This window comes from Lewinella sp. IMCC34183 (assembly GCF_003390915.1).
In the GTDB taxonomy this organism is placed as follows: domain Bacteria; phylum Bacteroidota; class Bacteroidia; order Chitinophagales; family Saprospiraceae; genus Neolewinella.
Genome location: NZ_QMEM01000009.1, coordinates 88,715 through 115,028 on the forward strand (window position 1 = coordinate 88,715; position 26,314 = coordinate 115,028).

The window sequence follows — 26,314 nt, forward strand, 5'->3', positions numbered from 1 at the left end:
CTATATCGCCGCAAGGGAAGTCAGGGTTCGCAATTGAAGAGCCGCTCCTTTACTACCTCCCGGTAACTGCCCCCGATCGGGATGCGGGCGTCCCCGATGTGGAGCTGGTTGCCGTCGAGTACTTCCACCTTATCGGTGGCCACGATGTAGGATTTATGCACCCGCAGAAAGCCGGGCGGCAGGCTCTCCTCGAGCTGCTTGAGCGATCCGAGCGCTACCCGGCGGCCGTCCCGGGTGTGGTACCCTACGTACTCCCGCAGGCTCTCGATGTACAGGATGTCCGCGTAGGGCAGGCGGTAGGTCTTGCGGTCGGCCTTCACGAGCAGGAAGGGCGGCGGGGCGCCGGTGCCGGGGGCATCCGCAAACCGGTAATCCCGGGCTTTCCCCACGGCGCGCACGAATCGATCGAAGGCGAAGGGCTTGAGCAGGTAATCCACCACGTCGAGCTCGAAGCCCTCCACGGCGTAATCGGCGTAGGCCGTCGTGAGGATCACCGCGGGCGGACGGCCCAGGCTGCGCAGGAAGTCGAGTCCCGTCATTTCCGGCATCTGAATGTCGAGGAAGAGCAGATCCACCGCCCGCTCCCGCAGTAGGGTCCGGGCCGCCAGAGGGTGGGCGGCCTCCCCCGCCACCCGCAGGTCGGGCAGCCGTTCGCAGTAGGCACGCACCAGGCGGCGCGCCAGTTCCTCGTCGTCCACGATGAGGCAATTCAGTACGCTCATGGCAGGTCAAGCTTCAGTTCTACGGTAAAGGTGTTCCCCCCCGGCAGGATACGGAGGTGGTGGCGGCCGGGGTACAGGAGCTCCAGCCGCTTGCGCACGTTCTCCAGCCCGATGCCCCCGACCCGGTCGGCCGGTGACGTCCGTGCCGGTACGCTGTTGACCACGGAAAAGGTGAGCACCACATCGGATGTGCTCCGCACATCCGATGTGGTGAGCTTGATTTTCACATACCCGTCCTCCAGGTCCTCCACCCGACTGTGCTTGAAGGCGTTCTCCACGAAAGGGATAAGTAATAAGGGGGCGATACGCAGCTCGGGCCACCGGTCGTCCAGTTCCACGCGGATATCCATCCCGCGGCTGTCCTTGAGCCGCCGCAACGCGATGAAGTCCCGGATGTAGGCAATCTCCCGGCCCAGTGCCACCGACTCCGTCTCCGAGTCGTAGAGCATGTAGCGGAGCATGCCCGAGAGGCGCAGGAGGCTTTCGGGTGCCTTTTCGTCGTGCAGGAGGGTGAGGGTGTAGATGTTGTTGAGACTGTTGAACAGGAAATGCGGATTGACCTGCGACTTCAGGAACTTCAGCTCGGTCGCCAACTGCTCGCGCTGGGCCCGTACCGCCTCCCGCTCGCGGAAGCCGGCGTAGCGCATCACCTCGAAGACCACCGATCCCAGAAGCGAGGTGGCAATGGGCAGTGCGTACCGCAGGGTGCCCAGCCCGAGGGAACGATTGCGCGACATACGCTCGTACAGGACTGGAAAGCGGCGGCCGGAGAAGCCCGCGTTCTGCGCCACCAGGGTAGCCACGATCACCAGCAGGACGGCCGCCAGCAGGTACCCGCCGCGCCGGCCGCGGAAGTACAGTCTCGGCAGCAACACCAAACCGTTGAGCGCCACCACTACACCGATCGTAGCGAGGAGGGGCAACAGGCGCCGCAGCGACCGGCCCGGCGAAGCCACGTCCCCGCCCAGGACGAGGAAGACGAGGGCCCACAGCCCCACCCAGGCCAGGACCTGCAGCGTAAGACGGGAAAGCCGGAGTCGTTCCATGGGGCCAAAGATCGCCCGCCCCGGTCGGCGGTGAAAGGCCGGACCGGGGTGTACGTTGAAGAAACGGGGCCGTTCGTTGAAAAGAGTTGCGGCGCGGGCACCGGAGCGGCACTTTTGTATCCTACCCCGGCGGCAGCGTCCCCCGGCTTATTCATCATCACAACCCGAATTACCATGCCTACCAAAGCCATATTATTCACCCTCCTCGTCCTCGCCGCCGGCACCGCCGATGCCCAGCGCGCCGCCGGGGACCGGCCCGCCCCCGCCGAGCGGGCCGCCAAACAGACCGAACGCCTCGCCACCGTCCTGGACCTCAGCCCCGAGCAGCAAGAGCGCGTCGGCGAGATCAACCTGCGCTTCGCCGAGGACATCCGGGAGGCCCGCGCCGACCGCGAGGCGGAACGCGCCGCCGCCCGCGCGGAACTGCAAGCCGCCAACGATAAGCGGAAAGCCGAGATGAAGGCCGTGCTCACCGAGGAGCAGTACGCCAAGCTGGAAGCCCTGCAGGAACGCCGCCGCGACCGCAGGGAAGATGGCCACCGCCGGGGACGCCGCGGCGGAGACCGCAACTAGAGGATAGCCGGAGCCAAAAGCTCCGGCTATTGTCGTACAGACACGGCACCTGCGGCCCCGCCCGCTAAACCAATTGCCCCCCGCCCGCGTCCTATTGGCTTAAACCTAGCTTTAATGCAACGATTGACCCTGTCGGGCCTGCTGGCCACCCTCCTGCTCGCCGCCAGCTGTACCACCACCCGCACGGCGAGCACCAGCCCCACCACTACCCCCGAGGAGCCGGTAGCCATGGTAGATACCACGGAGCTGCGTAACCTGGATACGATGACCGTCAGTCCCGCCACCAACGGCGTGATCACGGAGGAGGAAATGGACGGCACGAACGAAGCTCCGATCCCCACCACCCTGCCCCGGCGCGCCGTCGCCTTCAACCGCGTACACGACCTGCTGCACACCAAGCTGGAGGTCAGCTTCAACTGGGATAAGGAAATGGTGATGGGCGTGGCCACCCTGCGCCTCAAGCCCCTCTTCCGCCCCACCAACGAGCTGACGCTGGACGCCAAGAATTTTACCTTCAACTCCATCACCCTCGCCGACGGGACCGCGCTGGACTACACCTACGAAGGCGACCAGCAGCAAGTGACGATCGAGCTCGACCGCACCTACACCCGGGGAGAGGAATTCACCGTTGTGCTCGACTACACGGCCACCCCGGCCGAAGCCGGTACCGCCGGCGGAGCCATCACCTCCGACAAGGGACTGTTCTTTATCAATCCCCGCGGCGAGGACGGCGACAAGCCCCGGCAGATCTGGACGCAGGGCGAAACCGAAAACAACAGCCGCTGGTTTCCCACTATCGATAAGCCCAACGAGCGCTGTACCCAGGAAATCTACGTGACCGTCGACGACGAATACGAGACCCTCTCCAACGGCGTGCTGGTGAGCTCGGAGCCCGCCGGCAACGGCCAGCGGACCGATTACTGGAAGATGGACCTGCCCCACGCCCCCTACCTCTTCGCCCTCGTGGTCGGTGACTTCGATATCGTGGAGGACGAAGACTGGAACGGCATCCCCGTCAATTACTACATGGAAAAGGAGTACGCCGACTACGCCACCTCCATTTTCCCCTACACGCCGGAGCTGCTCACCTTCTTCAGCGACCTGACCGGAGTCGACTACCCCTGGCCGAAGTACAGCCAGGTAGCCGTCCGCGACTACGTGAGCGGCGCCATGGAGAACACCACCGCCGTGATCTTCGGCGAGTTCATGAACGGCACGGACCGCGACCTGATCGACGTGGACTACAACCAGAAAGTAGTGGCCCACGAGATGTTCCACCACTGGTTCGGTGACCTGGTGACCTGCGAAAGCTGGGCCCAGCTTACCCTCAACGAGGGCTTCGCCAACTACAGCGAGTACCTCTGGATGGAGCACAAGCACGGTCGCGACGCCGCCGACTATCACTTGCTGGAGGAATGGCAGGGCTACTTCGGCTCGGTACAGAATAATCCGCCCCACGAGCTGATCTGGTACGACTACCCCGACAAGGAGGCCATGTTCGACGCCCACAGCTACAACAAGGGCGGCGCCGTCCTCCACATGCTGCGCAACTACGTGGGCGACGAGGCCTTCTTCACCAGCCTCAAAAACTACCTGGAGCGCTACAAGTACAGCCCCGTTGAGATCGATGAGCTGCGCATGGCCTTCGAGGATACGACCGGTGAGGACCTGGCCTGGTTCTTCGACCAGTGGTACCTCAGCGCCGGCCACCCCCGCTTGCAGATCACTACCGACTACAGCGACGGCAGCGTCTCCGTGAACGTAGCCCAGGTGCAGGACACCGACGACAACGTACCGGCGGTCTTCAAGATCCCCGTCGACGTTGATGTCTACACCAACGGAATCGCCGAGCGGCACCGTATTACCATCGACCAGCGCGAACAGACCTTTACGTTTCCCGCTACCGCCGCGCCGGACGTGGTCATTTTCGATCCGGAGCACCAGCTGCTTTCCCAGACCGAATACAACAAGTCGCCCGAGGAACTCGCCGCCCAGTTCCGCTACGCCCCCGCCTTCCTGGACCGCTACGAGGCCGTAGGACTGATCGGCAGCCTGGACGACCACGCCGAAATGAAGGACGAGATCCTCACCGCCGCGCTTCGCGATACCTTCTACGCCATACGTGGCGTGGCCCTGCAGAGCCTGGAGGCCCCCACCCCCGGCCAGCTGGAAGCCCTGCGGGAGATCGCGCGTACCGACGACCACTCGCAGGTGCGGGCCAGTGCCATCGACCTGCTGACCCAGCTCGAAGACGATGAATTGCCCGCCATCGCCCGCGCCGCCATGGACGCCCGCCCCTACGCCGTGGTAGCCGCCGGCCTGCAGGCCCTGGTAGCCGCCGACCCCGTAGCCGCCAGCCAGGCCGCTGCCCAGCTGGAGGAGGTAGACAATCAGGACATCAGCAACGCCCTCGCCGGGCTATACTCCGAGTCGGGTGACGTGAGCAAACTGCCCTTCTTCGAGGATCGGCTGAACAAAGCCGAAGGGTACGGTGCCATCAGCCTCTACACGGCCTACCAGGCCCTGTTGGCCAAGGGACAGGCCGCCGATCAGACCGCCGGTGTGGCCCGCCTCAAGGAGATTGCCCTGGATCAGTCACAGAACCCCTGGCGCCGACTCGCCGCTACCAAGGCCATCAGTGACCTGCGGAACGACGTGGCCGACCGCGCGGAGGAGTTCGACGACCCCGACGCCATGAACAAGCTCATTATGGAGATGGGGACCAGCCTGGAAACGATAAAGGCCACGGAAACCAACGCCGACCTGAAAAGCATCTACCAGCAGTTCTAGGAGCGGTTCCCCATGGATGGGGTGAGCGTCGTGGGTGGTATAGCTATCTTTGCGCCTGCTAATGCTCACCCCAGCCATCATTACCCTGCTCGTCGCGCTCGGCGCGGTGATCCTCTTCGTTACGGAGTGGTTGTCGGTCGACCTGATCGCCATGCTGATCGTAGTGGCCCTGGTCGTCGGAGGGGTGATCAGTCCCCAGGAGGGCCTGGCCGGCTTCAGCAACGATGCTACCCTCACGGTGGCCTTTATGTTCGTGCTGTCGGCCGCCCTGCTCAAGACCGGAGCCCTGCAACAGATTGCCGGCACCATGGCCATGGGCTTTCGCCGGCGGCCGCGGCGCTCCCTGTTCCAGCTCATCCTGGTGGTGGCCTTCAGCTCGGCCTTCATCAACAACACCCCGGTGGTCGCCGTCTTTATCCCGGTCATCATTCGCATCGCCGCCACGGCGAAGATCCGGCCGTCAAAACTGCTTATCCCTCTTTCCTACGCCAGCATCTTCGGTGGGCTGTGTACCCTCATCGGCACGTCGACCAACATTCTGATCAGTGGCGTGGCGACTACCCACGGCCTGGCGGGGCTCGATATGTTCACCATCACCCCCATCGGCCTAGTGTTGCTGGGTATCGGGGCCATGTACCTTACGTACTTCAGCTCGCGCCTCCTGCCCGACCGGGAAACGGAGGGCAACCTTGAGGATAAATTCTCCCTTCACGACTACCTGGCCGAGATCGTCATTCTCAATCACCCCGATCTCGCGGGCAAGCGCATCATGGATTCGCCCCTGGTACGGGAACTGGATATGGACATCATCGAGGTCCGCCGCGAGAACCAGTCCTTCGTACTACCCCCGGGCGACTTTCGCCTCGTGATGGGGGATACCCTGAAGGTGCGTTGCGACCGGAAAAAGATTCTTGGACTAAAGGACTGGGTCCGCCTCGTGGACAACTCCGGCAGCGTGCGGGTGATGGGCACGGGCCTGGAGCGCGACAACAGCAGCTTGGTAGAGATGGTGGTCACCCCCAATTCCGAGTTCGTGGGTAAGACCCTGCGCGAGGTGGACTTCCGCCGCAGCTACCGGGCCGTCCCCCTGGCGATCCGCCAACGGGAGGAAACGCTACACGAGCACCTTTACCGCCTGCAACTGACGCCCGGCGACGTGATCCTCGCGGAGGTGAAAAGCCACTACGTATCCGAGTTGCAGCACATCGAGCAGGAGCAGGACAGTCCGTTCATCCTCTTGTCGAGCGATACCATCGCCGACTTCCACCGCGGGCGGTTCTACTTCGTGTCCGCCCTGATCCTCGGCGTTATCACCATCGCCACCCTCGGCCTGCTGCCGATCAGTATCGCCGCCCTCCTGGGCGTATGCGTGCTGGTACTGGCCCGCACGATCAACATGTCCGAGGCCTACGAGGCCATCGACTGGAAGATCGTCTTCCTGCTGGCGGGAGCCCTCAGCCTGGGCCGCGCCATGAGCAATAGCGGCCTCGACGATACGGTCGCCGCCCTGCTGACGGGGCGTATCTTCGAATGGGGACCCTACGCGCTCATCGCCGCCCTCTACCTCAGCACCACTCTCCTGACCGAGGTGATGAGCAACAACGCTACGGCCGCCCTGCTCGCCCCGGTAGCAATTGCCGCCGCCGAGCAGGTGGGCATCGATCCGCTGCCCTTGCTGGTCACGGTGGCCGTAGCTGCATCCGCGAGCTTCCTCACGCCGGTGGGCTACCAGACCAACGCGATGGTCTACAGCGCGGGCCGCTACAAGTTTATGGACTTTACCCGTATCGGGGCCCCGCTGAGCCTGATCTTCTGGGTGGTGACCACCCTGGCCGTACCGCTGCTGTTCGGCCTGTAGGCGCGGACGCAGGTGCAAAGAAAAAGCCAGGAAGCGGGGCTTCCTGGCTTAGGTCGGGATGACTGGATTCGAACCAGCGGCCTCGTCGTCCCGAACGACGCGCGCTACCGGGCTGCGCTACATCCCGCAATCGGTCGGCAAAGATAAGCCTTCCTAGGAAACCTTGCACATCGGATGTGGCGGACATCGGATGTCGGGTAACTTTTTCGGCGCGAGCGTTACTATAGGACAAACAACGCTACCATGGCCTCCTCCTAAACCTCCGCCGCGTTTATGCAGGGGTACGCCCCGCTCCACGAGCGCTTCGCCCGTTATTGCGCTGGCCGGTCCCTTGGGCTGGACAGTGCCGACGATATCGCCCAGGACGCCATCCTGAGCGCCCTCGAGCAGTGGGACAACCTGGAAAAGAAAGACTGCCTACTCAGCTATATGATTGGCATCGTCAACAACAGGATGCGGAACGCCCTGCGCTCCCGCCGGGTGCATCGCCGCTTCCTGGAACACCGCCAACAGCTGCTTTCGGAGCGGATTCCCGCGCGTCCGGAACTGGCTCTCGACCTTCATTTCCTTCTGCGGGCCGTCGATCAGCTTCTCGAGCAGAGCCGGGAAGCTCTGCTGCTGACGGCGGTCAGCGGCTTCTCGGTACGCGAGGTAGCCGAGATCCAGCATTCCACCGAAGGAGCGGTGAAAACACGCATCAGTCGCGCGCGCCGGCAATTACACGACACCTTCGCCGAGGATGGCCGTGAGCTGCGGCTCGCCGAGCGCCTCCGGATTTACCGTTCAATACTGCTGCTGTGAATTCCCCTACCGACCGCCTCCTGCGTGAGCTGCCCGAAGTACTGCCCCCTCCCTTCTCACTTCAACAAGTAGAAGGTTGGGTCGAAGTCGGCAGGCCACGAAGGCGCTTCCATGCATTCGTCTGGCTAAGCCGCGTTTTCCGCTTCTCCCTCAGCTAACCGCTCCATATCGCCAATCATCTTTCATCTCCGTGAGGGGAGCGATCCCCCCCATGGCAATACCATTCCGTTATGCAAGATTTCTTTCGCTATGCCGCCCTGGACCATGGCCTGGATGCAGCTTCGATCAGCCGGGTCGCTTCCGCCTCCATTAATCCAACCATCATTGAGGAGCGGCAACTCAACGTAGCCCAGCTCGACGTATTCAGCCGCCTGATGATGGACCGCATCATCTTTTTGGGTACGGAAGTGAACGTCTACGTGGCCAACGTCATCCAGGCCCAGTTCCTGTTCCTGAACAGCGTGGATCCCCAACGGGAGATCACCCTGTACATCAATTCGCCGGGAGGGTCGGTCATAGCCGGGCTGGGCATCTACGATACGATGCAGCATATCAGCTGTCCGGTAGCCACCACCTGTACGAGTCTTGCAGCCAGTATGGCCGCGGTGCTCCTCTGCGCCGGTGAGAAAGGTAAACGGACGGTACTACCCCACGCGAGGGGAATGATCCACCAGCCCTCCGGGGGCATGCAGGGCAAGGTATCCGATATGGAGATCAACTACCGGCTGATCCTCGAATTGCAGGATGAACTATACGAGATCATGAGCCGGCACACCAGGCTGGAAAAAGAAGAGGTACGCCGCAACGCAGACCGCGATCACTGGATGAAAGCGGAACGTGCGCTCGAGTGGGGCTTCGTCGACGAGATTGTAGGCTAAAATGACAAAAGGCCGGCAGCTCTGGGAGCTGCCGGCCTTCTTTGCCGTGGAATAAAGGGGAGGTATTACTCGAGCTGGAATTTCACGGGCAGGTTGAACTGGACGCGAACCGCGCGACCACCCTGCTTACCGGGAATCCACTGAATACCCTTATCGTTCATAAGGTTGACTACGCGGAGGGCTTCCTCACCGGTCTTGGCGCCCGGGTTGCGGACCACCTTGGCATCGGTAACGGTACCGTCCTTCTCGACTACGAAAGAAACTACTGCCATTCCTTCCACACCGTTCTCACGCGCGATGGCGGGGTACTTGATGTTTCCATAGATGAACTCGAGCATCTTCTTGTCGGCGCAGGCCTTCTTTTCGGCGTAGCTGCCAAGGTCCTCACATCCGGGGAACAGCGGCATATTTTCTACGACCTTGAAGATCTCTTCCACTTCGGGAGCGGGCGGCGGTGGCGGCGGCGGTGGCGGGGGGGGCGGTGCCTTGTCCTCCTTCACTTCCGGCGGAGCTTCTTTGATGATAGTCTCCTCGTCGATGGACGTATCCTCGAATTCGGGGGGATCCTCTTCGATCAGTTCTTCTTCCGGCACCTCCTCAATGACGGGGGGCGGCGGGGGCGGAGGCGGGGGCGGCGGCTCAGCCGTCCGCGGGGGCTCCATCTCGATCTCTTCGTCGAGTTCGAGTGCACCTTCGGGAATGACGATCTCTGCTTCGTACTGCGTCCAGGCGAAAGCGAGGAGCGACAGGCCGACAGCCAGGGCGAGACCGAAATTGAAGAAGGTGGAGCTCAGGCCGAAGACATCCACGCGCTCGTACTTGGCACGGTTGTCCAGGTAAGAGTTGTGTTGCTCGGCTTCGGAGTGGAATTCTCCGGCGATGCCCTTTTCGGTCCGGGACTTGTACACGTTCCGCATCAGTACGATGAGGCCGATGAACAAGAGGAGGATGGCTCCGAAGGCAATCGCCAGGGTACCACCTGTAATAGATAGTTGGTCCATGGCAAAAGTTTAAAAAGTTATCGCTACGACCCCGCCGGAGCGAGGTACTTAGTCAAAAGGGGGCGGAGCAGCAGTATTAACGCGGCTCCCAGCAAAGCTCCAATCAGATTGGCTACCATATCGACGGGATCGAAATCACGACCGGTCCCGGCGATGCCCTGCAGGAATTCCATCAGAACTCCAAAAAGGGCGGCGGCCAGGGCGGCCGTTGCCGCCCGCTTCCGGTAGGAAGCCGTGCCTATTGAGAAAGACAATAATACTGCAAAAAAGGCGTAAGCGCCAAAATGTGCAATCTTATCCGGTGAAATTAGCTTGCTCCAGTCAAAAATAGTCGGGATGCGTTGTCCCGGCGCCAGGCTGACGTAAACAAGTAACAGGGTGTAAGCCCCGGTTATCCAACGGCTGTACTGCCTTACTCGAAGGTAAGATGCGGCAGGAGGGGATTTTGGTGGCAGGGGGAAATTTTTTAGGAAATTAATTCCGTGTAGGCCGCCGCGTCCAGCAGGCCTTCCCGGTCTTCGGGGTCGTTCAGCTCGATCTTTACGATCCAGCCCTTGCCGTAGGGATCCTCATTGACGAGCGTGGGATTGTCCCCCGATCCTTCGTCGAGTTCGCTGTTGAATTCGATGACCTTGCCGGCCACGGGCATGAAGAGTTCACTGGTCGTCTTTACCGCTTCCACGGTGCCGAATTCCTCGTTGCGGTTGAGGGTTTCCCCTACCGTATCGACTTCTACGTAGACGAGCTCGTCGAGCTGTTCCTGCGCGAAATCGGTGATGCCTACCGTGGCTACATTGCCTTCGATGAGCACCCACTCGTGCTCTTCGGTGTACAGGAGATTACCGGGTACATTCATGGTACTGCCTTCTTGTAACGTTTATTTTACCTGATTCTTGATCCACTCGCTGGTAACCGACTTGGGACGCTCGAGGGGCATACCCAGAGCACGGCTCCAGATGCCCGCGGCAAGCACGCCTAGGGCACGGCTCACGCCGAACAATACGGTGTAGTAGCTGAACTCGCTGAAGCCATAGTGCACCAGCAAAGCACCGGAGTGCGCGTCGACGTTCGGCCAGGGATTCTTGACCTTACCGAGCGACTGCAGAATGGGAGGTACCACATCGAAGATCTTCCAAACGGTGGAGATCAGGTCGCTGTCCTTGATGTACTGCTCGGCAAACCTGCGCTGGGCGGTAAAGCGGGGGTCGGGCTCACGCAGCACCGCGTGACCGTAACCGGGGATAACTTTGCCCTCGTCCAGCGTGCGCTGCACGTAGTCGGCGATCTCCTCTTCGGTGGGTGTCTTGGTGCCCAGGTTGTCGATCATCTCGAAGATCCACTTGATCACCTCCTGGTTGGCGAGGCCGTGCAGGGGGCCGGCAAGCGCATTCATACCGGCCGCGAATGACAGGTAGGGATCGCTCAGGGTGGAGCCTACCAGGTGCACGGTGTGCGCCGAGGCGTTTCCTCCCTCGTGGTCGGCGTGGATGGTGAGGTAAAGCCGCATCAGACTCCGGAAGTCCTCATCGTCGCTACCCAGCATGTGGGCGAAGTTAGCGCTGTAGTCGAGACTGGTGTCCGGCTCGATGTGCTGTCCGTCCTTGAAGGCCCGGCGGTAGATGTACGCGGCCACGCGGGGCAGCCGTGCGATAAGGTTCATGCTGTCTTCGTAGACCGCATCCCAGTAATCCGACTTCGGGAGCCCCTCGGAGTACCGCCGAGAGAAAACACTCTCCGGCTGCATGGCCATGATACCGATGGTAAACTGGGTCATCGGATGGGTATCGGCGGGCAGGCTGTCCAGCGTGGTGAAGACGGCCTGAGGTACCTCGGCACGGCGCTGCCATTCCTTGGTCAGGGCGTCGACTTCCTCGGCGGTAGGGATCTCGCCGGTCAGCATGAGCCAGAATAGTCCCTCGGGCTTGGGTTCCCCCTGGGGACCGCTGGGCAGGGATTCTTTGATTTCGGGGATCGAATAGCCACGGAACCGGATACCCTTATTCGGATCGAGCTGACTCGTTTCCCAGAGCATCATCTTGATGCCCCGTGCCCCTCCGAGAACCTGGCTTAGGGTTACCTCGTCAATTTTTTGACCGCCGTGCTCCTTGGAGGTGGCGCGAAGTTCTTGATAAAGGGAAAGGGCCTTGTCGGCGAATTTCTGTTTAAGGGCTTCCATCGAGTGGGTAGAGAGTTTGAGTTTAGTGCGTTGCGGAGGTTAGCAAGCTAACGTTATGGGTGGTGGAGGGTTGTACGGGTTTGTCGGACTGGCAAGAAACGAAAATCCGCCGGTACCGCGCCCGCGCCCGCGCCGGGGCTCAGTCATCGTCGTCGGGCTCGCGCATCCGTTCCCGCTCCCGCTTGAATTGGTCGGTATCCTTATGCTCCTCCTGGTACAGGTCCACCACCTGGCGGTCCGGGTGGGCGATGCGGATAATGTCGCGCGCCGATTGGTACAGCAGCAGGATGATGGTGATCATAAAGCCCCCGATCAGGGCCGTATACACCAGCATCACGTAGTACACCACGTTGTAAAAGCCCGCCAGCGCCTCACGGGCGTTGCTGATGGGGACGTTCAGGCTCATCAGCAGGATAAGCGCCGCAATAAAGATTCCCGCGGCGAAGCGGGCGATCCACCAGATACGGTCGTAGTGGTAGCCCTTGAGCCGGCGGTCCGTTTGCTCGGTGAATGATAGCAACGTAAGCATCAGGGCCAGAATCGTAGAGGTGGCCGTCATCGATCCGCTCGCCGTAAAGCGCAGGGTGGGACGTATTTCCTTGAGATTCTCGATGGCCTCGCGGTCGGAAATGCTACCCAGTAAGTAGGTCCCCACGAAAATCACCACCGCGGCCAGCAGACCGCCGATCAGGGCAGACCGAACCAGGGAAAAGTGGGATTGGGGCATGTGGCGGGGGCGGGCGAAGGCCAGGGCTGTTTCCATCGCTACCTTGCCACCTGCACCGATGTTCGCTACTTCGCGGCAAATTCCCGCGGGTCCGGACCGAATCGCTTGCCGCGCTCGAGTTCGTCGATGGCCCTCATATCGTCTTCCGAAAGCTCGAAGTCGAAGAGTTGTCCGTTTTCGACGATCCGGCTGCGGTGCACGCTTTTGGGGATCACGATTATGTCGTTCTGCAGGCACCACCGCAGTACTACCTGCGCCGCCGTCTTGTCATAACGCTCCCCGATCTGCGCGAAGAGCGGCTCCTTCAGAAAGTTACCCTGCATGAGCGGCGACCAGGCCGTAATGGCGATGTCGTGCTCGTCACACTTCGAAATGGCGTCGGCCTGCGCAAGATAGGGGTGGTACTCGATCTGGTTAACCGCCGGCACGATGCTGCCCGCGTCCAGCACTTCCTGAATGTCGGACTCCAGGAAGTTACTCAGGCCGATACTGCGGGCTTTCCCCTGCTCGAGGGCGCGTTCCAGGGCTTGCCAGGCTTCTACCCGACCGGGAACGGGCCAGTGCAGCAGGAGCAGGTCGACGTAATCGGTGCCGAGGCGCTCCAGGCTTTTGTCCAGGGCTTCGCTTGCCCGCCCCTCCCGGATGTCGTCGTTCCAGATCTTGGTCGTCAGCCACACGTCCGCCCGGGGCACCGACGCGGTGCGGAGGGCTTTGCCGACGGCCTCTTCGTTGCCGTAGATCTTGGCCGTGTCCACGTGCCGGTACCCGGCTTCGAGGGCCCAGTGGATAGCGTCGATGGTTTCCTTGCCATTTTCGCTCTGCCAAACGCCGAGTCCGAGGCGCGGCATCTGCAGGCCGTTGTTAAGTTGGTAGTTTTTCATACCGTGCTAACTCTGCAGGCCCGCCGGAGTTCTAGTGGTCGGCGTGGGAGAGGTAGCGGCCGAAGCGGTTCATCACCCATTTATGGGCCGGTGCCTGGGTGAGGACGTACAGGTACCAGGGCAGCGCGGGGACGAACTCGTGGATGGCCGAGATGATGTAGCGGTCGTCGAGCACGCTCCGGAACTCCAGCCAGCCCTTGTCCTTGCGTCCCGCGAGCAGTCCGCCCACGATGTAGAAGAGCTGGCGATGGTCGTCGCTCCGGCTGGGGATAAAGGTGAGCTTGAGCAGGGGCACCCCGACGACCTGGAACGTGGAATTTTCCCCCCGCGACTTCACCCCGATCAGCGCCCTGAAGAATACGGGCAACCAACGCTGGTAGAGGCGGGCCACGTAGGTAGCCGTGTGCCTGCGCGGATTGGGAAGCCGCTGCACGCTCCGGACTGTATTCTTTTCCGCGGGGGGAGCGGGCTGTCGCGGCGGGAGCGGCGGCAAACGGTCCCCCGCTTCCAGTGCCCGGCCGGCCGACTCGCGGAAGCTTTCCCGTTCCGGGAAGGCCCGGAGGACGTCGTTGTCGCGCGCCACCATGCGGTGGCGCAAACTCTCCACCAGGGGCTTTACCAGATCCTGGGAGGTATTCGTGATCTTGCTTACCCAGAGGGTCGACAGGCCCGCCGTGAAAAAGCGGACCGGGCGGATGACCCGTCGCTTGCCCCGCAATTCGGCTACCGTGGATAGCATATCCATGTAGGTTGTTACCTCCGATCCGCCGATGTCAATGGCCCGGTCGTAGGTGTCCGGGCGATCGAGGCAGTAATCGATAATGGCGAGGGTATCGTCCAGCCCGATGGGGTGGGTTTCCGACTGGCACCAGGCCGGACAGATAAGCATCGGCAATCGCCGGACCAGCTTGTCGATCATCCGGAACGAGGAGCCCCCGGGCCCTACGATGATACCGGCCCGGAGGGTGGTCACCGGCACTTCGGTGGAGGCGAGCGTCAATTCCACTTCGCGGCGGCTGCGCAGGTGCCGGCTAAGTCCGTCAACGCTTTCCTCCTCTGGCAGTATCCCGCCTACGAACAGGATCTGCCGAAGCCCCTGGTTGCGACAGGCCCGGGCAAAGTTGTCGGCGAGTAGCAGGTCGGTATCCTCGAAATTACCCTGAGAAAGCCGGGCGGAGGGTGACATGGAATGGACCAGGTACAGGGCCAGATCGGCCCCGGCGATCCCCTCCTCGGTACTGGTGACGGAGTAAAGCTCTACCTGTCGCCACTCGGCCTTATCGTACCCCGGCTCGGGCTGCATGGCACTGCGGCTGAGCGCGATGATGCGGTACGCGTGGTGATACCGTTCGATGAACCAGCGGCCGAGAAAGCCGGTGGCTCCCGCAATAACGAGGGTGGGCCGTTCCATATGCTACCAACGGCTGCCGCGTCAGCTTGTTAACCCCGCACCTGCGGTTTGCGCTAACTATATCCGCGGCGGCGGCGCGCTAGAAGCGGAGGTCCTCGACGTGATAGCCGGGAAACTGGGCGGCGTCGAAGGTGAAGTTGTTGTCGGCCAGCGTCGTATTGCCCCGGGTGTTGTCGAGGAAGAAGGTATAGCTGCTGCCGTCGCGGCTGAAGGCCTTGACGGAAACGATCTCGCGGGCCTGCCGGTCGACGATCAGGCGCAGCTTAGTAAAGTCGCTGGCATCGCGGTCGACGGGCTTCATTTCTATGGTCTGCAACTTGCGGCCGTCGACCACCTCCTCGCGCTGAAGGGCAAGGACGTACTGCTCTCCTTCGTAAAAATTGAAGAGGTTCTGGGGGGTAAGCATACCCGTGGTTTCACCCGGCTCGGGCAAGTCGTTGATTTGTACTTCCTTGCTACCGTGCAGGATGAAGTAGGCGGCATCGTGGTTGATGATGCCCTCCTGGTTGCCCAGTTTGAAGCGGACCAGGTCACCCTTGCGGCTCAGGCTGCCGCGCTGTACTTCCAGGGGCTGGCCGGGAAAGGCGAGCTCCAACCGAAAATCGGCGGTAAGGGTGGTGAAACCATCGTACTTCTTGCGTATGCTCTCCAAAATCTGTCGGGCCGCGGGATCGCTTTGCGAAGCCTCGGTGTAGGGATTGTTTTGGGATACTACAGGGAAGGCCAGTAGCAACAGCAGCAACAGGGATAAGGAGCGAACGAAAATTCTCATGCGAAACGATTGATGCTTGCATAACGCGGGGGAGGTGGCAGCGGACGTAGACGTTGTCTTAATTTGACGTTAAAGCGGAACACCCTCGCCAGGGTTTCAGCGATGACCATCAGAAAAGATTGGCCTGGCAACTAATTGAGCTGATTTGCTGAAATATGAGAATCCCAATGCGTTTTTTGCTACCTTTGGATGTAGCTTCGGGTTCTGATCCGGAGTAAGACAATCTATAACCCCATGAGCATTACCGGTAGGCAAAACGATAACCCCAAAAAGATCGTGTCCGACGATCAGTTCCGGGAGCTCCGGTTTAACTTACTGCACAGCTGTAGCTGGATAAACAACGGGATGCGGCAATTTTTGCTGCCGCACGCGATCACGCCGAAGCAGTACAGTATACTGCGCATACTGAACGAGCGTCAACCCGAATCGCTTTCGATCCAGGAGATCCGCGACATGCTCGCCGATAAGATGTCCGACGCCAGCCGGCTGGTGGACCGCCTGGAAAAGAAGGGCCTGCTGGATAAGTTCCCTTCCGACCAGGACCGACGCAGCAACCGGGCGCGCATCACCACTCAGGGGATTGAGTTGCTGACCCTGATCCATAAGAACCGGGGACAACTTGATGCCATCATCAGCGACCGCCTCTCCGAGACCGACATCGATCACCTGAACGAGCTGCTCGAGCGCCTGCGGTAAAACGCTGCGGCGTCTGCTACCCCGCCCTACCCTAACTTTGCGGCATGAACCTTTCCGCGCGGATGGCGTGGCGCTATCTCTTTGCCCGCAAGTCCACCAACGCCATCAACATCATCACCTTCGTGGCCGCCTTTGGGGTGGCCATCGGGGCCGCCTCGCTGATCATCGCGTTAAGCGTTTTCAATGGCTTTGAGGACATCTTCGTGAGTCTGTTCAACAACCTCAACCCGGACGTACGGATCACCGCGGCTGAGGGGAAGACGTTCGAAGCGACGGACGATCTCCTGGCGCGGGTGCGCCGCACCGAGGGCGTACGCGTGATCGCCGAAACCCTGGAGGAAACCGCCCGCTTCCAGTACCTGGGCCACCAGGCCTTCGGTCCGCTCAAGGGCGTGGACCACGAATATGCCCGGATCAACGGCATCGACACCATGATCGAGGAGGGGAAGTACGACCTGCTCGTCCCCCAGATGAATGCCCTCGGTGCGATCGTGGGGCAAAACTTGGCGCGGGAACTGCTTATCGACCCGGTGAACCAGATCAACCTGCTGTCCATCTACGTTCCCCGCCCACGCACCCGCGGGGGCGGCAGCGTCCTGTCCTCCGGCTTGCTGCCCTACCAGATACGGGAGGTACTACCCGTGGGGGTGGTCCGCAGCCAGGAGGCCTTCGAGAACCAGGCCGTGCTTATCGACATTGGACTGGCACGCGAGATCATGGGGGTGGAAGCTCCTACCGTTTCCTCCCTGGAACTGAAGCTCGCGCCGGAATTTGAGACCGAACGGACCTACCGCGCCCTGCGCGAGGCCCTGGGGGAAGCGTATGTGGTGCGAAACCGGTTCGAGCAGGAGAACAGCATTCTGAAGCTGATGCGGGTGGAAAAGTACGTGGCCTACGCGATTGTCACCCTCATGGTCATCCTCATCAGCTTCAACCTGGTGGGTGCGCTATGGATGATCGTGCTGGAGAAGCGGAAAGACATCGTCATCCTCCAGAGCCTGGGCATGGTCGGCAGCGAGATCCGGAACGTCTTTCTGCGGGTGGGGCTGCTGATCTCGGGAATCGGACTGTTCTCCGGATTCGGCCTGGCGATCCTCATCTACCTCATCCAAACCCATTTCGGGATTATCGGACTCCCCGGCACCCTGGCCGATGCTTACCCCATGTCGTTGCGGACCGGGGACTTTCTGGTGGTTACCGCCACGGTACTCGTGATCGGCTTTCTGGCGTCCATCCTACCAGCAAGAAGGGCGGAGAACGTGTCCTCCGCCCCTAATAAAGTGGTCGATTAGCTAGTTGTCGGTCCTGAAACTCAGGCGGCAAGCTTGTGGTCTTCGCCCCGGTAGAATTCCCGGAAAGAAACCATCCGCTGCTTTTCTTCGTCCCACAGCTTGTTGAACATCAACGGTAGGCTCTGCAGGAAGGTGATCTTGGTCACATGGCGCTGAAGAACGGGGTTCTCGTTAGCGCAGCGACGCAGGTTGTAATTGGGAATACGGCTGCTCAGGTGGTGAATGTGGTGGTAGCCGATGTTGCCGGTCAAAAAGTGCATGAAGCGCGGCAGCTTGTAAAAGGTAGCTCCTTTTATGGCTGCAGTCAGGTAATCCCAGTTCTTGCTCCACTGCATGTAGGTATGATCGTGCTGGTGCTGTACGTAGAAGAACCAGAAGGCGATGATGCCGAAGAAGAAGATGATGCTGCCCTGAACGATAAAGAATGCCTTCCAGCCTACCAGGAAACCGAGACCTACGTAGGCAGCGAGGATCAGCAGGTTGTTGAGGTGCATCTTACGGTGGATCGGCGACCAACCGGGGAAATTGATGCGCGGAACGCGCAATACCACACCGAGGTAAAGCATGGGAAGCACTACGAAGAGTACGACGGGGTTACGGAAGATCCGGTACTTGAGGCGGCCCCAGGAGTTGAGCTTCCGGAATTCCTCCACGGTCAGAAAGTCGATGTCGCCGATGTCACGGTGCTCCAGCTGACCAGTGTGGCCATGGTGGAAACTGTGTACGCGCGCCCAGTAGGTGTAGGGGATCGAACTAAAGAAAGAGCATACGAAACCCAGGGCGTCGTTGACCTTCCGCTTGCTGAAGAAGGAATAGTGGCCGCAATCGTGCTGGATGATGAAGATGCGGACCAGGAAGAACGCGTTGACCATGCCGAGCAGCAGGGTCAGCCAGATGGAGTAACCGACGGTGAAGTACATAGCTACCCACAGCGCCAGGAATGGGCCAAAGCTGCTGAACAGCTGCCCCACCGCGCGCCAGGTATTGGCCTGCTGGTACTGGGAGATAATGGTCTTCCAGTTTTTGAGCGACTGGTGGATGTCGTCTACCGTATTTTGAAATTGTACTTGCACTTGAATTATTTTATGGGAAGTCCCCGCATTGCTTGTGGAAAAGGGAGAAACAAATATGGATCGTATTGATACATGCGCGCCTTCCTGCCCGCTAAGCTAACCGGTCAGGGGGGCATAGTGTTATGATGCGGTAGTTATAGTTTCGTCAAATTAACCGTCCGGTTACGACGCCGAAGGCGCTATTGCTGCTGCGTGAAACCGTACAGCAGCTTCATTTTGTCAAAAATAGCAGTGTTTTCGTAAATCCCCGAGAACTGCTCGGCACCGGGTCCGTAGGCGAATACCGGAATCAGGTCCGCCGTGTGGTAATCGCTGGTGAAGGCCCCCTCGATGTGCCCGAGGGAAGAACCGTTCTGAATGGCGTACCCGCCGGTTTCGTGGTCGGCGGTAACGATGACCAGTGTCTCTCCGTCGCGCTGGGCGAAGTCGAGAACGGCTCCGATGGCCTGGTCGAAGTCGATCACCTCCGAAATAATGTAGTCGCTGTCGTTGCTATGTCCGCCCCAGTCGATCTGCGAGCCTTCGATCATGAGGAAGAATCCCCGGTCCGCCGTGTCGCGTTCGCTAAGGAAATTGACCGCCAGCTCGCTCGCCTCCACGAGGTAGTTCCGCCCCTGGTTGAAGGGCAGGGGCTCACTTTCGGCGGTGTAATAGCCCAGGTTCTTGGCCCGGTCGACCTGCAGGTCTTTCAGGTCCGTGTTGACGAAAGACTCGACTACATTGCCGCGCGTACGCAGCTCTTCGCTCAGGTTGCGGGAATCTCCCTCCCGCCGCTCGAAGAACTTCGCTCCGCCACCGATAAACAGATCGATATCGGTGTTCATCAGGTCGGCGGCGATCTCCTCGTAGTTCTTGCGCAGGTTGGCGTGGGCGTAAAAGGAAGCAGGCGTGGCGTGCACGATGGAGGAAGTAGCTACCAAGCCGGTCGGCAGGCCGGCGGACTCCGCCATTTCCAGGATAGTGGTGACCGGAACGGTGTCGATGTCCACGCCAATGGCTCCGTTGTAAGTTTTCACTCCAGCGGAAAAGGCGGTGGCGCCGGCGGCAGAATCGGTGATAAGGTTATCCCCGCTGTAGCTCTTATGGAGCCCGACCACCGGAAAACGCTCGAGATTCAGGTGATTATCGTTGCTGTACAACCCCGCGGAAATCTGGGTCACGCCCATTCCGTCACCGATCATCAGGATGATGTTCTTCGGCCCGCGGCCGGCACGGACGTAGGGGGTTGATGAACTGCCGGAAGTGGGGGGGGCCATCTCCTGGCCGGCCGGGGCCGGCCGGTTGGCGATCGTTTCCCGGGGGGCGGGGGGACAGGCGGTGAGCAGTACCGCCGCGGCGAGACCGCTAAGGACGTGAAGCTTATTCATGCGGCAAAGATATGGGATAGGGGGGTGCGATAGCCGTCACGGAAGCGTCGGAAAATCATCCACTCGCCAACCGGTAGCGGTGTCCGGGCAGGGCCGCCACGACATCGCGCATCTCCAACCCCAGCAGCAGGCCGGAAAGGTGGGCGGGGGGAACCGCAACTTGCCGGATAAGCTGATCCAGGGATAGCTGCCCGCCCTCCCGTAGGTGATCGACCACCCGCTTTTCCTCCGCCGTGAGCCCCTCAAATAACTGCAGCTGCCGATCGCCACTGCCGTCCGGCGCCCAATTCAACAGATTCACGAGGTCTTCCGCCCCTTCCACGAGATAGGCCTTTCCCGCCTTGATCAGCGCGTTACAGCCGGCCGTGCGGACGTCTCCGCCCCGCCCCGGACAGGCCCCCACCTTCCGCCCGTAGGCGTGCGCCATGTTGGCCGTGATAATCGACCCGCCGGACTCGCCGGATTCCACGACGACCACCAGCTGGGATAACATAGCTACGATCCGGTTGCGGGCCGGAAAATGTTCCCGCTCCGGCTTCTGCCAGTAGGGATACTCGGTGAGCACTCCCCCACCCCGCTCCGCCATCCGGCGGGCAATCGCCTGGTGGGCGTGTGGATATATATGATCCAGACCGCTTCCCAGCACTCCCAGCGTGGGCAGCCCCAAATTCAGGGCGCGACGGTGGGCGGCTACGTCCACGCCGTACGCCAGACCGCTCACGACGAGGGGGGCGTAGGGCACCAGCGGATCGAGCAACCGTTCGATCTGCCGCGTTCCCTGCTCACTCATACGGCGGGTACCTACTACGGCCAGCGGTCGTGGATTCCCGAACTTCGTAGTACCGCGGTGGTAAAGTACTGCCGGGGCGGATGCAAACTCCCGCAGGGCCGGGGGATAGTCCTCCCCGTCTGCGTGAAGGATTCGCACGGCGTGGCGCTCGGCATGACGCAGAATATCCTCAGCCTCCCGCAGGTGCCGGTCGCCGGCAAAGTGGGCGGCCGTTTGTGTGGCAATACCCCGAACGGCCCGAAGTTCGCGTACCGAAGCCGCCAGCGTATCGCGGGCGGAACCGAAATGGGCAAGCAGAGTACGGTAAAGACCGGCACCGATAGATGGCACGCGACTGAGCGCGACCGCGAAGTATTCCTCCGAAGACATAACAAACGGGATAGTGGAAAAAAGGAGGCCACGGACAGGGAATGGGGGGAGGGAGAAACCAGAAAACGTCGGATAGCGTGGCTCGCCAAAGATAGCACATTACCAACAAATTGTTTGCCACGCGCATAATTTTGCCCGTCCGCTTGGTGGGTTCCGCTTACCAATGGTAACTTTGCGGAGTCTTACAGCACCCGGAGGATTGGCGGAGCTGGCTGAACGTGCCTGATTCGAAATCAGGTGTACCCTTACGGGTACCGGGGGTTCGAATCCCTCATCCTCCGCAAACGGGCCCTGCCCCGATCAGCGAAGCTGATCGAACGCGAGAACCCCTCCCCCGCCCGAAGCCGCAGGTTTCGGTAAGGGGGAGGGGTTCTCGCGTTTTAGCCCGGAGGGCGGGGCAGGGAACGTTTGCCGCCCCCCCCCAAAAGGGATCACAAAGTAATCCCCCGTCCAGCGCCGCAGGTTTCGCTAGGGGGGAGGGGGTCTCGCGTTCTAGCCCGGAGGGCGGGGCAGGGAACGTTTACCGCCGCCCCAAAAGGGATCACGAGGTAATCCCCCGTCCAACGCCGCAAATTCCGGTGAGTGTGAGGGCTTCTCGCACTGAAGCCCAAGCAAACCGAACTAGCCCAAAAAGCAAGACCCGGCACGGTAAACCGTGCTGGGTCACTGCCTCAGGCTATTCTGTAGCCGCTAGTTGGCCATCTCACTCAGGAACTTGATTCGTACCAGCTTGATCTCCTCCAGGGTCACGTCGTCCTCCTGCAGGGTTTGGTAGGCTACGTCGGGATCGTCGGTATCCGCCCCCATGAAGTACTCGTATGCGTCTTCCAGGCTGTATTCATCCACTTCCTCTTCTACGTAGTAGTCGATGTTGAGCTTGGTGCCCGAGGAGACGATCACGACCATCTCGTTGAGCAATTCATCCATACTCAGCTGGTTGCCGGCAGCAATATCCTCCAGCGGTAGCTTGCGATCAACGCCCTGGATGATATTGACTTTCGTCTTTGATTTGTTGGCCACCTGCTTCACGACGAAATCGGAGGGCCGGTCGATCTGGTTTTCCTCACAGTACTTCTCAATGAGCAAGAGGAAGGGCGTGGCGTAGCGCCGGGCCTTACCGATGCTGACCCCGTGAATGTTCTTCATCTCCTCCAGGTCGACCGGATAGCGGGTGGCCATGTCGGTGAGGGAAGGATCCTGGAAGATCACGAAAGGAGGGATACCAAGTCGCTTGGCTTCTTTTTTCCTAAGGTCTTTCAGCGCCCGGAGGAGCTGTTCGTCGAGCGTTACCAACTTGGCGTCATCTGCCTGACCCTGCATATCCTCGGCAAGCTCCTTCTCGAAATCGTGGTCGATCGGAATCTCGAACGCGTAGGGCTTCTTGATAAAGGCCGCGCCTTCCTCGGTAAGCTTGATGGTACCGTAGCTCTCGATGTCCTTGCGCACCAGGTTATTCAGCAACGCCTGCCGGAAGACGGAACTCCAGAATACCTCGTCCCGGTCTTTCCCGGTACCGAAGCCGGAGAGCTGCGTGAATCCGTAATCGTTCATCTGCTTGGTCTCCTTGCCCAGCACGAATTCGATCAGCGTCTTCAGGGGATAATTTTCGTCCAGCGACTGCACGGCCTTCAGCGCCTGCACCATCTGTCCGGTGACCTCCACGCGCTCGCGGGGGTGCCGGCAGTTGTCGCACATCTTGTTGCAGTTCACCTCATCGTACTCTTCCCCAAAGTAGTGGAGAAGGAAGCGCCGGCGGCAGGCGGTCGTCTCGGAGTAGGCCATGACCTCCTGCATGAGCTGGGCCCCCATTTCGCGCTCCATCAGCGGCTTATCCCGCAGGAATTTCTCGAGCTTGAGAATGTCTTTGTACGCGTAGAATGCGATGCACCGGCCCCCGAGGCCGTCGCGCCCGGCGCGGCCCGTTTCCTGGTAGTAGTTCTCGATGGACTTCGGAATGTCGTAGTGCATCACGAACCGTACGTCCGGTTTGTCTATGCCCATTCCGAAAGCGATGGTGGCACAGATCACGTCCACGTCCTCCATCAGGAACTGGTCCTGGGTGCGTGAGCGCGTCTTGGGGTCGAGACCGGCGTGGTAGGGTGCGGCCTTCACACCGTTGACCACCAGTGCCTGGGCGATCTCCTCGGCAGCCTTCCGGCTTTGTACGTAGATGATGCCCGACTGGTCCGGCATCTCCTTCACCAGCTGAATGATCTGGCGGAAGGTGTATTCTTTTTTCCCCTTCGGCCGTACCTCGTAGTACAGGTTGTCGCGGTTGAAGGAGGAAACGAAGGTGTTCTGGTCCTCCCCCATCCGGAGGTTCTTAACGATGTCCGATTGCACCTTGGGGGTGGCGGTCGCCGTGAGCGCGATGATCGGGATGTCGTGGCCGATCAGGTCGAGCATCTCGCGGATGCGCCGGTATTCGGGGCGGAAGTCGTGGCCCCACTCCGAGATACAGTGTGCTTCATCGATGGCGACGAAGGAGATGGTAGCCTCGCGGAAAAACTCGATATTTTCTTCCTTGGTCAGCGTTTCGGGAGCGACGAAGAGCAGTTTGGTCTTGCCGGAAGTGATGTCCTCCTTGACCTGACGCATCTGGGTCTTGGACAGGGAGCTGTTCAGGAAGTGGGCGATCTCGTCGCTGTCACCGTGCGACCGGATGGAATCCACCTGGTTCTTCATCAGGGCGATGAGGGGAGAGATCACCAAAGCACAACCATCCATCATGATGCCCGGCAGTTGGTAGCAGAGGCTTTTTCCGCCGCCGGTAGGCATGATTACGAAAGTGTCCTTACCGTCAAATAGCGACTGAATGATGGCTTCTTGGTTGCCCTTGAACGTATCGAATCCAAAATTTTCGGCGAGTGCCGCTTCAAGAAAATTAACTGACGCTTTTGCAGTCATTGGTTTTATCACTTTTATCGTCCTAAGCGGATAACCGTAGGCGCGTGCCTAAAATAACAAAACGCGGCTCAAACGGAAATTCGGTATGACGGTACGGATGTCGGGCCGTAAATATTGTAATAGGTTATTGCTCCCTTCCGGCGTTGTCGCGCTGTTCGGCTCGGCACCGCCCATAGGAAACCGGAGGTGCCTACCTTGCCACGCCTGTGGGACCGAAACATGAATCCGTGAAGCCATCCAGCCTGGTCGCCCAGACCGCAAGACAGACCCTAAAGATCGAGGCGGAAGCCTTGGACCACCTAGCGGACAGCATCGGTGAAGCATTTACCCGATGCGTTGAAACCATCTACCAGAGTGGTGGACGGATCATCGTTACCGGGATTGGGAAAACAGCCCCGGTAGCCCAAAAGATTGTGGCTACACTTAATTCCACGGGTTCCCCTGCCCTCTTTTTACACGCAGGAGACGCAATTCACGGCGACATCGGAATGGTACAACCCTCCGATGTAGTCCTGCTACTGAGTCGCAGCGGGGAAACCGCGGAGATCCGCGTGCTGAGCTTGCTCGTTCGCAACCTCGGTAATCTTGTCGTAGCCATGACCAGCCGGGCCGAATCCACCCTGGCCCGTATGGCCGACCACGTTCTGCTGACGCCGTTCGACCGGGAAGCCGATCCGAACCGCCTAGCACCGACCACCAGCACCACCCTGCAGATGGCTATGGGGGATGCCCTGGCAACCTCCCTCCTCGCACTGCGCGGCTTCTCGCCCGAAGACTTCGCCCGCTTCCACCCGGGCGGATCCCTGGGAAAGCAACTCTACCTACGGGTGCGCGACGTCTATCCCGGCAACCTGAAACCCGCCGTGGGCCCAGACAGCTCCCTGCACGATACCCTCTTCGAGATGACCAGCAAGTGCCTGGGAGCCACCGCCGTCACCGACCCGGACTCCGGAAGACTGCTGGGCATCATCACCGACGGCGACCTGCGGCGCCTGCTCAACCGGGGTGGCAGTATCGACGGAACTACCGCCCGCGACCTGATGTCCCCCAATCCGAAAACCATCGGTGCCGAGGAACTAGCCGTACAGGCCGTTGCCGTACTGCAGGACCACAGCATCACCCAACTCATCGTTACCGACAACGCGGGGAACTACCTGGGTTTCGTTCACCTTCACGATTTCGTCCGCGAAGGTCTCGTGTAACAGAAACGGGGATCCCGGGCGGTTGGCCGGCATCCCCGTATCGTAGTGGAAAAGTTGAACTGACGAACCGGTCCTACTCCTGAACGATCTCCATGTCCATCTCCTGTACCACTTCGGGGTGCAGGCGCATGGTGAACTGGTAAGTGCCGAGTTCCTTTGCCTCTTCGGGCAGGACGATCTTGCGGCGCTCTACGTCAACTCCGTACTGCTCCTGTAGGAGGTTACGGATCTGAAGCTGGGTGATGGAACCGAAAATGCGGCCGCTGGTACCGGATTTTGCACCCACGCGGAGCGTCTTGCCCTCCAGTTTCTTGGCGATTTCGCGGTAGACGTCCAGTTTCTTCTGCTCCTGGGCGTTCTCACGGCGGATCATCTCCTTGTGACGACCCATATTGGTCTTGTTGCCAATGATGGCCAGACCGCGGGGCAGCAGATAATTGCGGCCGAAGCCGTCCTTTACGTCGAGTACTTCGTGCTTATCGCCGACCTTATCGACGTCTTGCAGCATAATTACTTTCATGGTATGAAATTTTTGATCTCAAATTTCAAATCTGAAATCGATTATGTTGTCCCGGCCTTTCGGGGCGGTGCCCCATTTACGAACCGGTTAGAGGTTATAGTACGGCAGTACTGTAGTACAGTGGTCGGGTACTTCCCATAGGGAACTACCCGACTACAGGACTACCCTACTACTTAAGAAGGTCCGTTACGTACGGGAGCATAGCCAGGTGGCGGGCCCGCTTGATGGCGGAAGCAACCTTGCGCTGGTACTTCAGGGAGTTGCCGGTGATGCGGCGGGGAAGAATCTTGCCCTGCTCGTTCACAAAGGTGAGGAGGAAGTCAGGATCCTTGTAATCGATGTACTTGATGCCGAACCGACGGAAACGGCAGTATTTTCTGCGGCGTCCTCCAATCTTGGGATTCGAGAGGAACTTTATGTCATCGCGACTGGCCATGAGAATTGATTTTGGTGGTTACTACG

General features: G+C 60.3%; 24 protein-coding genes and 2 tRNA genes. 9 read left to right on the top strand and 17 right to left on the bottom strand.

Going from position 1 to position 26,314, the window contains the following annotated elements:
- Positions 1-20 precede the first annotated feature (20 nt).
- Complete coding sequence (locus DQG19_RS17590) at positions 21-722, bottom strand: LytR/AlgR family response regulator transcription factor (RefSeq protein WP_116127610.1); 702 nt, start codon at positions 720-722, stop codon at positions 21-23.
- Entirely contained in the window at positions 719-1,768 is a 1,050-nt protein-coding gene (locus tag DQG19_RS17595; RefSeq protein ID WP_116127611.1) for a sensor histidine kinase, read from the bottom strand. The genes DQG19_RS17590 and DQG19_RS17595 overlap by 4 nt, the downstream gene beginning before the upstream one ends.
- 174 nt (positions 1,769-1,942) lie before the next feature.
- Here DQG19_RS17595 and DQG19_RS17600 point away from each other — a divergent pair, with 174 nt between their 5' ends.
- From DQG19_RS17600 to DQG19_RS17610, 3 genes are all read left to right on the top strand, one after another.
- Positions 1,943-2,341: a DUF4890 domain-containing protein gene (locus DQG19_RS17600; RefSeq protein ID WP_116127612.1), complete on the top strand. Its 399-nt coding sequence runs from the start codon at positions 1,943-1,945 to the stop codon at positions 2,339-2,341.
- Positions 2,342-2,455: 114 nt separating this feature from the next.
- Complete coding sequence (locus tag DQG19_RS17605) at positions 2,456-5,131, top strand: M1 family metallopeptidase (RefSeq protein ID WP_198661797.1); 2,676 nt, start codon at positions 2,456-2,458, stop codon at positions 5,129-5,131.
- Between the two features lie 61 nt (positions 5,132-5,192).
- Positions 5,193-6,989 (top strand): SLC13 family permease, encoded by a 1,797-nt coding sequence (locus tag DQG19_RS17610; RefSeq protein ID WP_116127613.1) that lies wholly within the window; start codon positions 5,193-5,195, stop codon positions 6,987-6,989.
- Between the two features lie 53 nt (positions 6,990-7,042).
- On the opposite strand, the gene DQG19_RS17615 is transcribed toward DQG19_RS17610, so the two are convergent.
- Positions 7,043-7,116, bottom strand: a tRNA-Pro gene (locus tag DQG19_RS17615).
- A 146-nt stretch (positions 7,117-7,262) separates the two neighbouring features.
- Here DQG19_RS17615 and DQG19_RS17620 point away from each other — a divergent pair.
- Together DQG19_RS17620 and DQG19_RS17625 are read left to right on the top strand one after the other, a co-directional pair.
- Positions 7,263-7,790: an RNA polymerase sigma factor gene (locus DQG19_RS17620; protein ID WP_116127614.1), complete on the top strand. Its 528-nt coding sequence runs from the start codon at positions 7,263-7,265 to the stop codon at positions 7,788-7,790.
- Between the two features lie 230 nt (positions 7,791-8,020).
- Positions 8,021-8,668, top strand: coding sequence for an ATP-dependent Clp protease proteolytic subunit (locus DQG19_RS17625; protein ID WP_116127615.1), 648 nt, complete (start codon positions 8,021-8,023; stop codon positions 8,666-8,668).
- 65 nt (positions 8,669-8,733) lie between these two features.
- On the opposite strand, the gene DQG19_RS17630 is transcribed toward DQG19_RS17625, so the two are convergent.
- The 8 genes from DQG19_RS17630 to DQG19_RS17665 all read right to left on the bottom strand — a co-directional run bounded on the left by DQG19_RS17630 (position 8,734) and on the right by DQG19_RS17665 (position 15,636).
- Positions 8,734-9,669 carry an energy transducer TonB gene (locus tag DQG19_RS17630; protein WP_116127616.1) on the bottom strand — a complete coding sequence of 312 codons (936 nt, stop codon included), beginning with the start codon at positions 9,667-9,669 and terminating at the stop codon, positions 8,734-8,736.
- A 23-nt stretch (positions 9,670-9,692) separates the two neighbouring features.
- Positions 9,693-10,220 (bottom strand): VanZ family protein, encoded by a 528-nt coding sequence (locus DQG19_RS21680; protein WP_116127617.1) that lies wholly within the window; start codon positions 10,218-10,220, stop codon positions 9,693-9,695.
- A complete protein-coding gene (gene gcvH / locus DQG19_RS17640) occupies positions 10,136-10,525 on the bottom strand; it encodes a glycine cleavage system protein GcvH (protein WP_116127618.1) in 390 nt (129 codons plus the stop codon). Before gcvH ends, DQG19_RS21680 begins: the two co-directional genes overlap by 85 nt.
- 21 nt (positions 10,526-10,546) lie before the next feature.
- Positions 10,547-11,845, bottom strand: a complete 1,299-nt coding sequence (locus DQG19_RS17645) for a citrate (Si)-synthase (RefSeq protein ID WP_116127619.1) — start codon at positions 11,843-11,845, stop codon at positions 10,547-10,549.
- Between the two features lie 139 nt (positions 11,846-11,984).
- On the bottom strand, positions 11,985-12,608 hold the full coding sequence (locus DQG19_RS17650) for a hypothetical protein (RefSeq protein WP_116127620.1): 624 nt from the start codon (positions 12,606-12,608) through the stop codon (positions 11,985-11,987).
- Positions 12,609-12,637: 29 nt separating this feature from the next.
- Complete coding sequence (locus DQG19_RS17655) at positions 12,638-13,453, bottom strand: aldo/keto reductase (RefSeq protein WP_116127621.1); 816 nt, start codon at positions 13,451-13,453, stop codon at positions 12,638-12,640.
- A 31-nt stretch (positions 13,454-13,484) separates the two neighbouring features.
- Positions 13,485-14,864, bottom strand: coding sequence for an NAD-dependent epimerase/dehydratase family protein (locus tag DQG19_RS17660; RefSeq protein WP_116127622.1), 1,380 nt, complete (start codon positions 14,862-14,864; stop codon positions 13,485-13,487).
- Between the two features lie 79 nt (positions 14,865-14,943).
- Positions 14,944-15,636: a LolA family protein gene (locus DQG19_RS17665; protein WP_157974578.1), complete on the bottom strand. Its 693-nt coding sequence runs from the start codon at positions 15,634-15,636 to the stop codon at positions 14,944-14,946.
- Positions 15,637-15,870: 234 nt separating this feature from the next.
- Between DQG19_RS17665 and DQG19_RS17670 the strand changes: the two genes are divergently transcribed.
- Positions 15,871-16,332: a MarR family winged helix-turn-helix transcriptional regulator gene (locus DQG19_RS17670; RefSeq protein ID WP_116127624.1), complete on the top strand. Its 462-nt coding sequence runs from the start codon at positions 15,871-15,873 to the stop codon at positions 16,330-16,332.
- 44 nt (positions 16,333-16,376) lie between these two features.
- Positions 16,377-17,624: an FtsX-like permease family protein gene (locus DQG19_RS17675; RefSeq protein WP_116127625.1), complete on the top strand. Its 1,248-nt coding sequence runs from the start codon at positions 16,377-16,379 to the stop codon at positions 17,622-17,624.
- A 20-nt stretch (positions 17,625-17,644) separates the two neighbouring features.
- On the opposite strand, the gene DQG19_RS17680 is transcribed toward DQG19_RS17675, so the two are convergent.
- From DQG19_RS17680 to dprA, 3 genes are all read right to left on the bottom strand, one after another.
- Positions 17,645-18,697, bottom strand: coding sequence for a fatty acid desaturase (locus DQG19_RS17680; RefSeq protein ID WP_116127626.1), 1,053 nt, complete (start codon positions 18,695-18,697; stop codon positions 17,645-17,647).
- A gap of 179 nt (positions 18,698-18,876) precedes the next feature.
- The gene (locus tag DQG19_RS17685; RefSeq protein ID WP_232826552.1) at positions 18,877-20,064 is read right to left on the bottom strand and encodes an alkaline phosphatase; all 1,188 of its coding nucleotides are present in this window, start codon (positions 20,062-20,064) and stop codon (positions 18,877-18,879) included.
- A gap of 55 nt (positions 20,065-20,119) precedes the next feature.
- Positions 20,120-21,223, bottom strand: a complete 1,104-nt coding sequence (gene dprA, locus DQG19_RS17690; RefSeq protein WP_116127627.1) for a DNA-processing protein DprA — start codon at positions 21,221-21,223, stop codon at positions 20,120-20,122.
- 193 nt (positions 21,224-21,416) lie between these two features.
- Between dprA and DQG19_RS17695 the strand changes: the two genes are divergently transcribed.
- Positions 21,417-21,504, top strand: a tRNA-Ser gene (locus tag DQG19_RS17695).
- A 409-nt stretch (positions 21,505-21,913) separates the two neighbouring features.
- Here the strand turns inward: DQG19_RS17695 and DQG19_RS17700 are convergent.
- Positions 21,914-24,130: a RecQ family ATP-dependent DNA helicase gene (locus DQG19_RS17700; protein ID WP_116127628.1), complete on the bottom strand. Its 2,217-nt coding sequence runs from the start codon at positions 24,128-24,130 to the stop codon at positions 21,914-21,916.
- A gap of 227 nt (positions 24,131-24,357) precedes the next feature.
- On the opposite strand from DQG19_RS17700, the gene DQG19_RS17705 reads away from it, so the two are divergent.
- Positions 24,358-25,332 carry an SIS domain-containing protein gene (locus DQG19_RS17705; RefSeq protein ID WP_116127629.1) on the top strand — a complete coding sequence of 325 codons (975 nt, stop codon included), beginning with the start codon at positions 24,358-24,360 and terminating at the stop codon, positions 25,330-25,332.
- Between the two features lie 73 nt (positions 25,333-25,405).
- Here the strand turns inward: DQG19_RS17705 and rplI are convergent, their stop codons facing one another.
- Positions 25,406-25,852 carry a 50S ribosomal protein L9 gene (gene rplI, locus DQG19_RS17710; RefSeq protein ID WP_116127630.1) on the bottom strand — a complete coding sequence of 149 codons (447 nt, stop codon included), beginning with the start codon at positions 25,850-25,852 and terminating at the stop codon, positions 25,406-25,408.
- A gap of 169 nt (positions 25,853-26,021) precedes the next feature.
- Positions 26,022-26,288: a 30S ribosomal protein S18 gene (gene rpsR, locus DQG19_RS17715; RefSeq protein ID WP_116127631.1), complete on the bottom strand. Its 267-nt coding sequence runs from the start codon at positions 26,286-26,288 to the stop codon at positions 26,022-26,024.
- Positions 26,289-26,314: the final 26 nt, after the last annotated feature.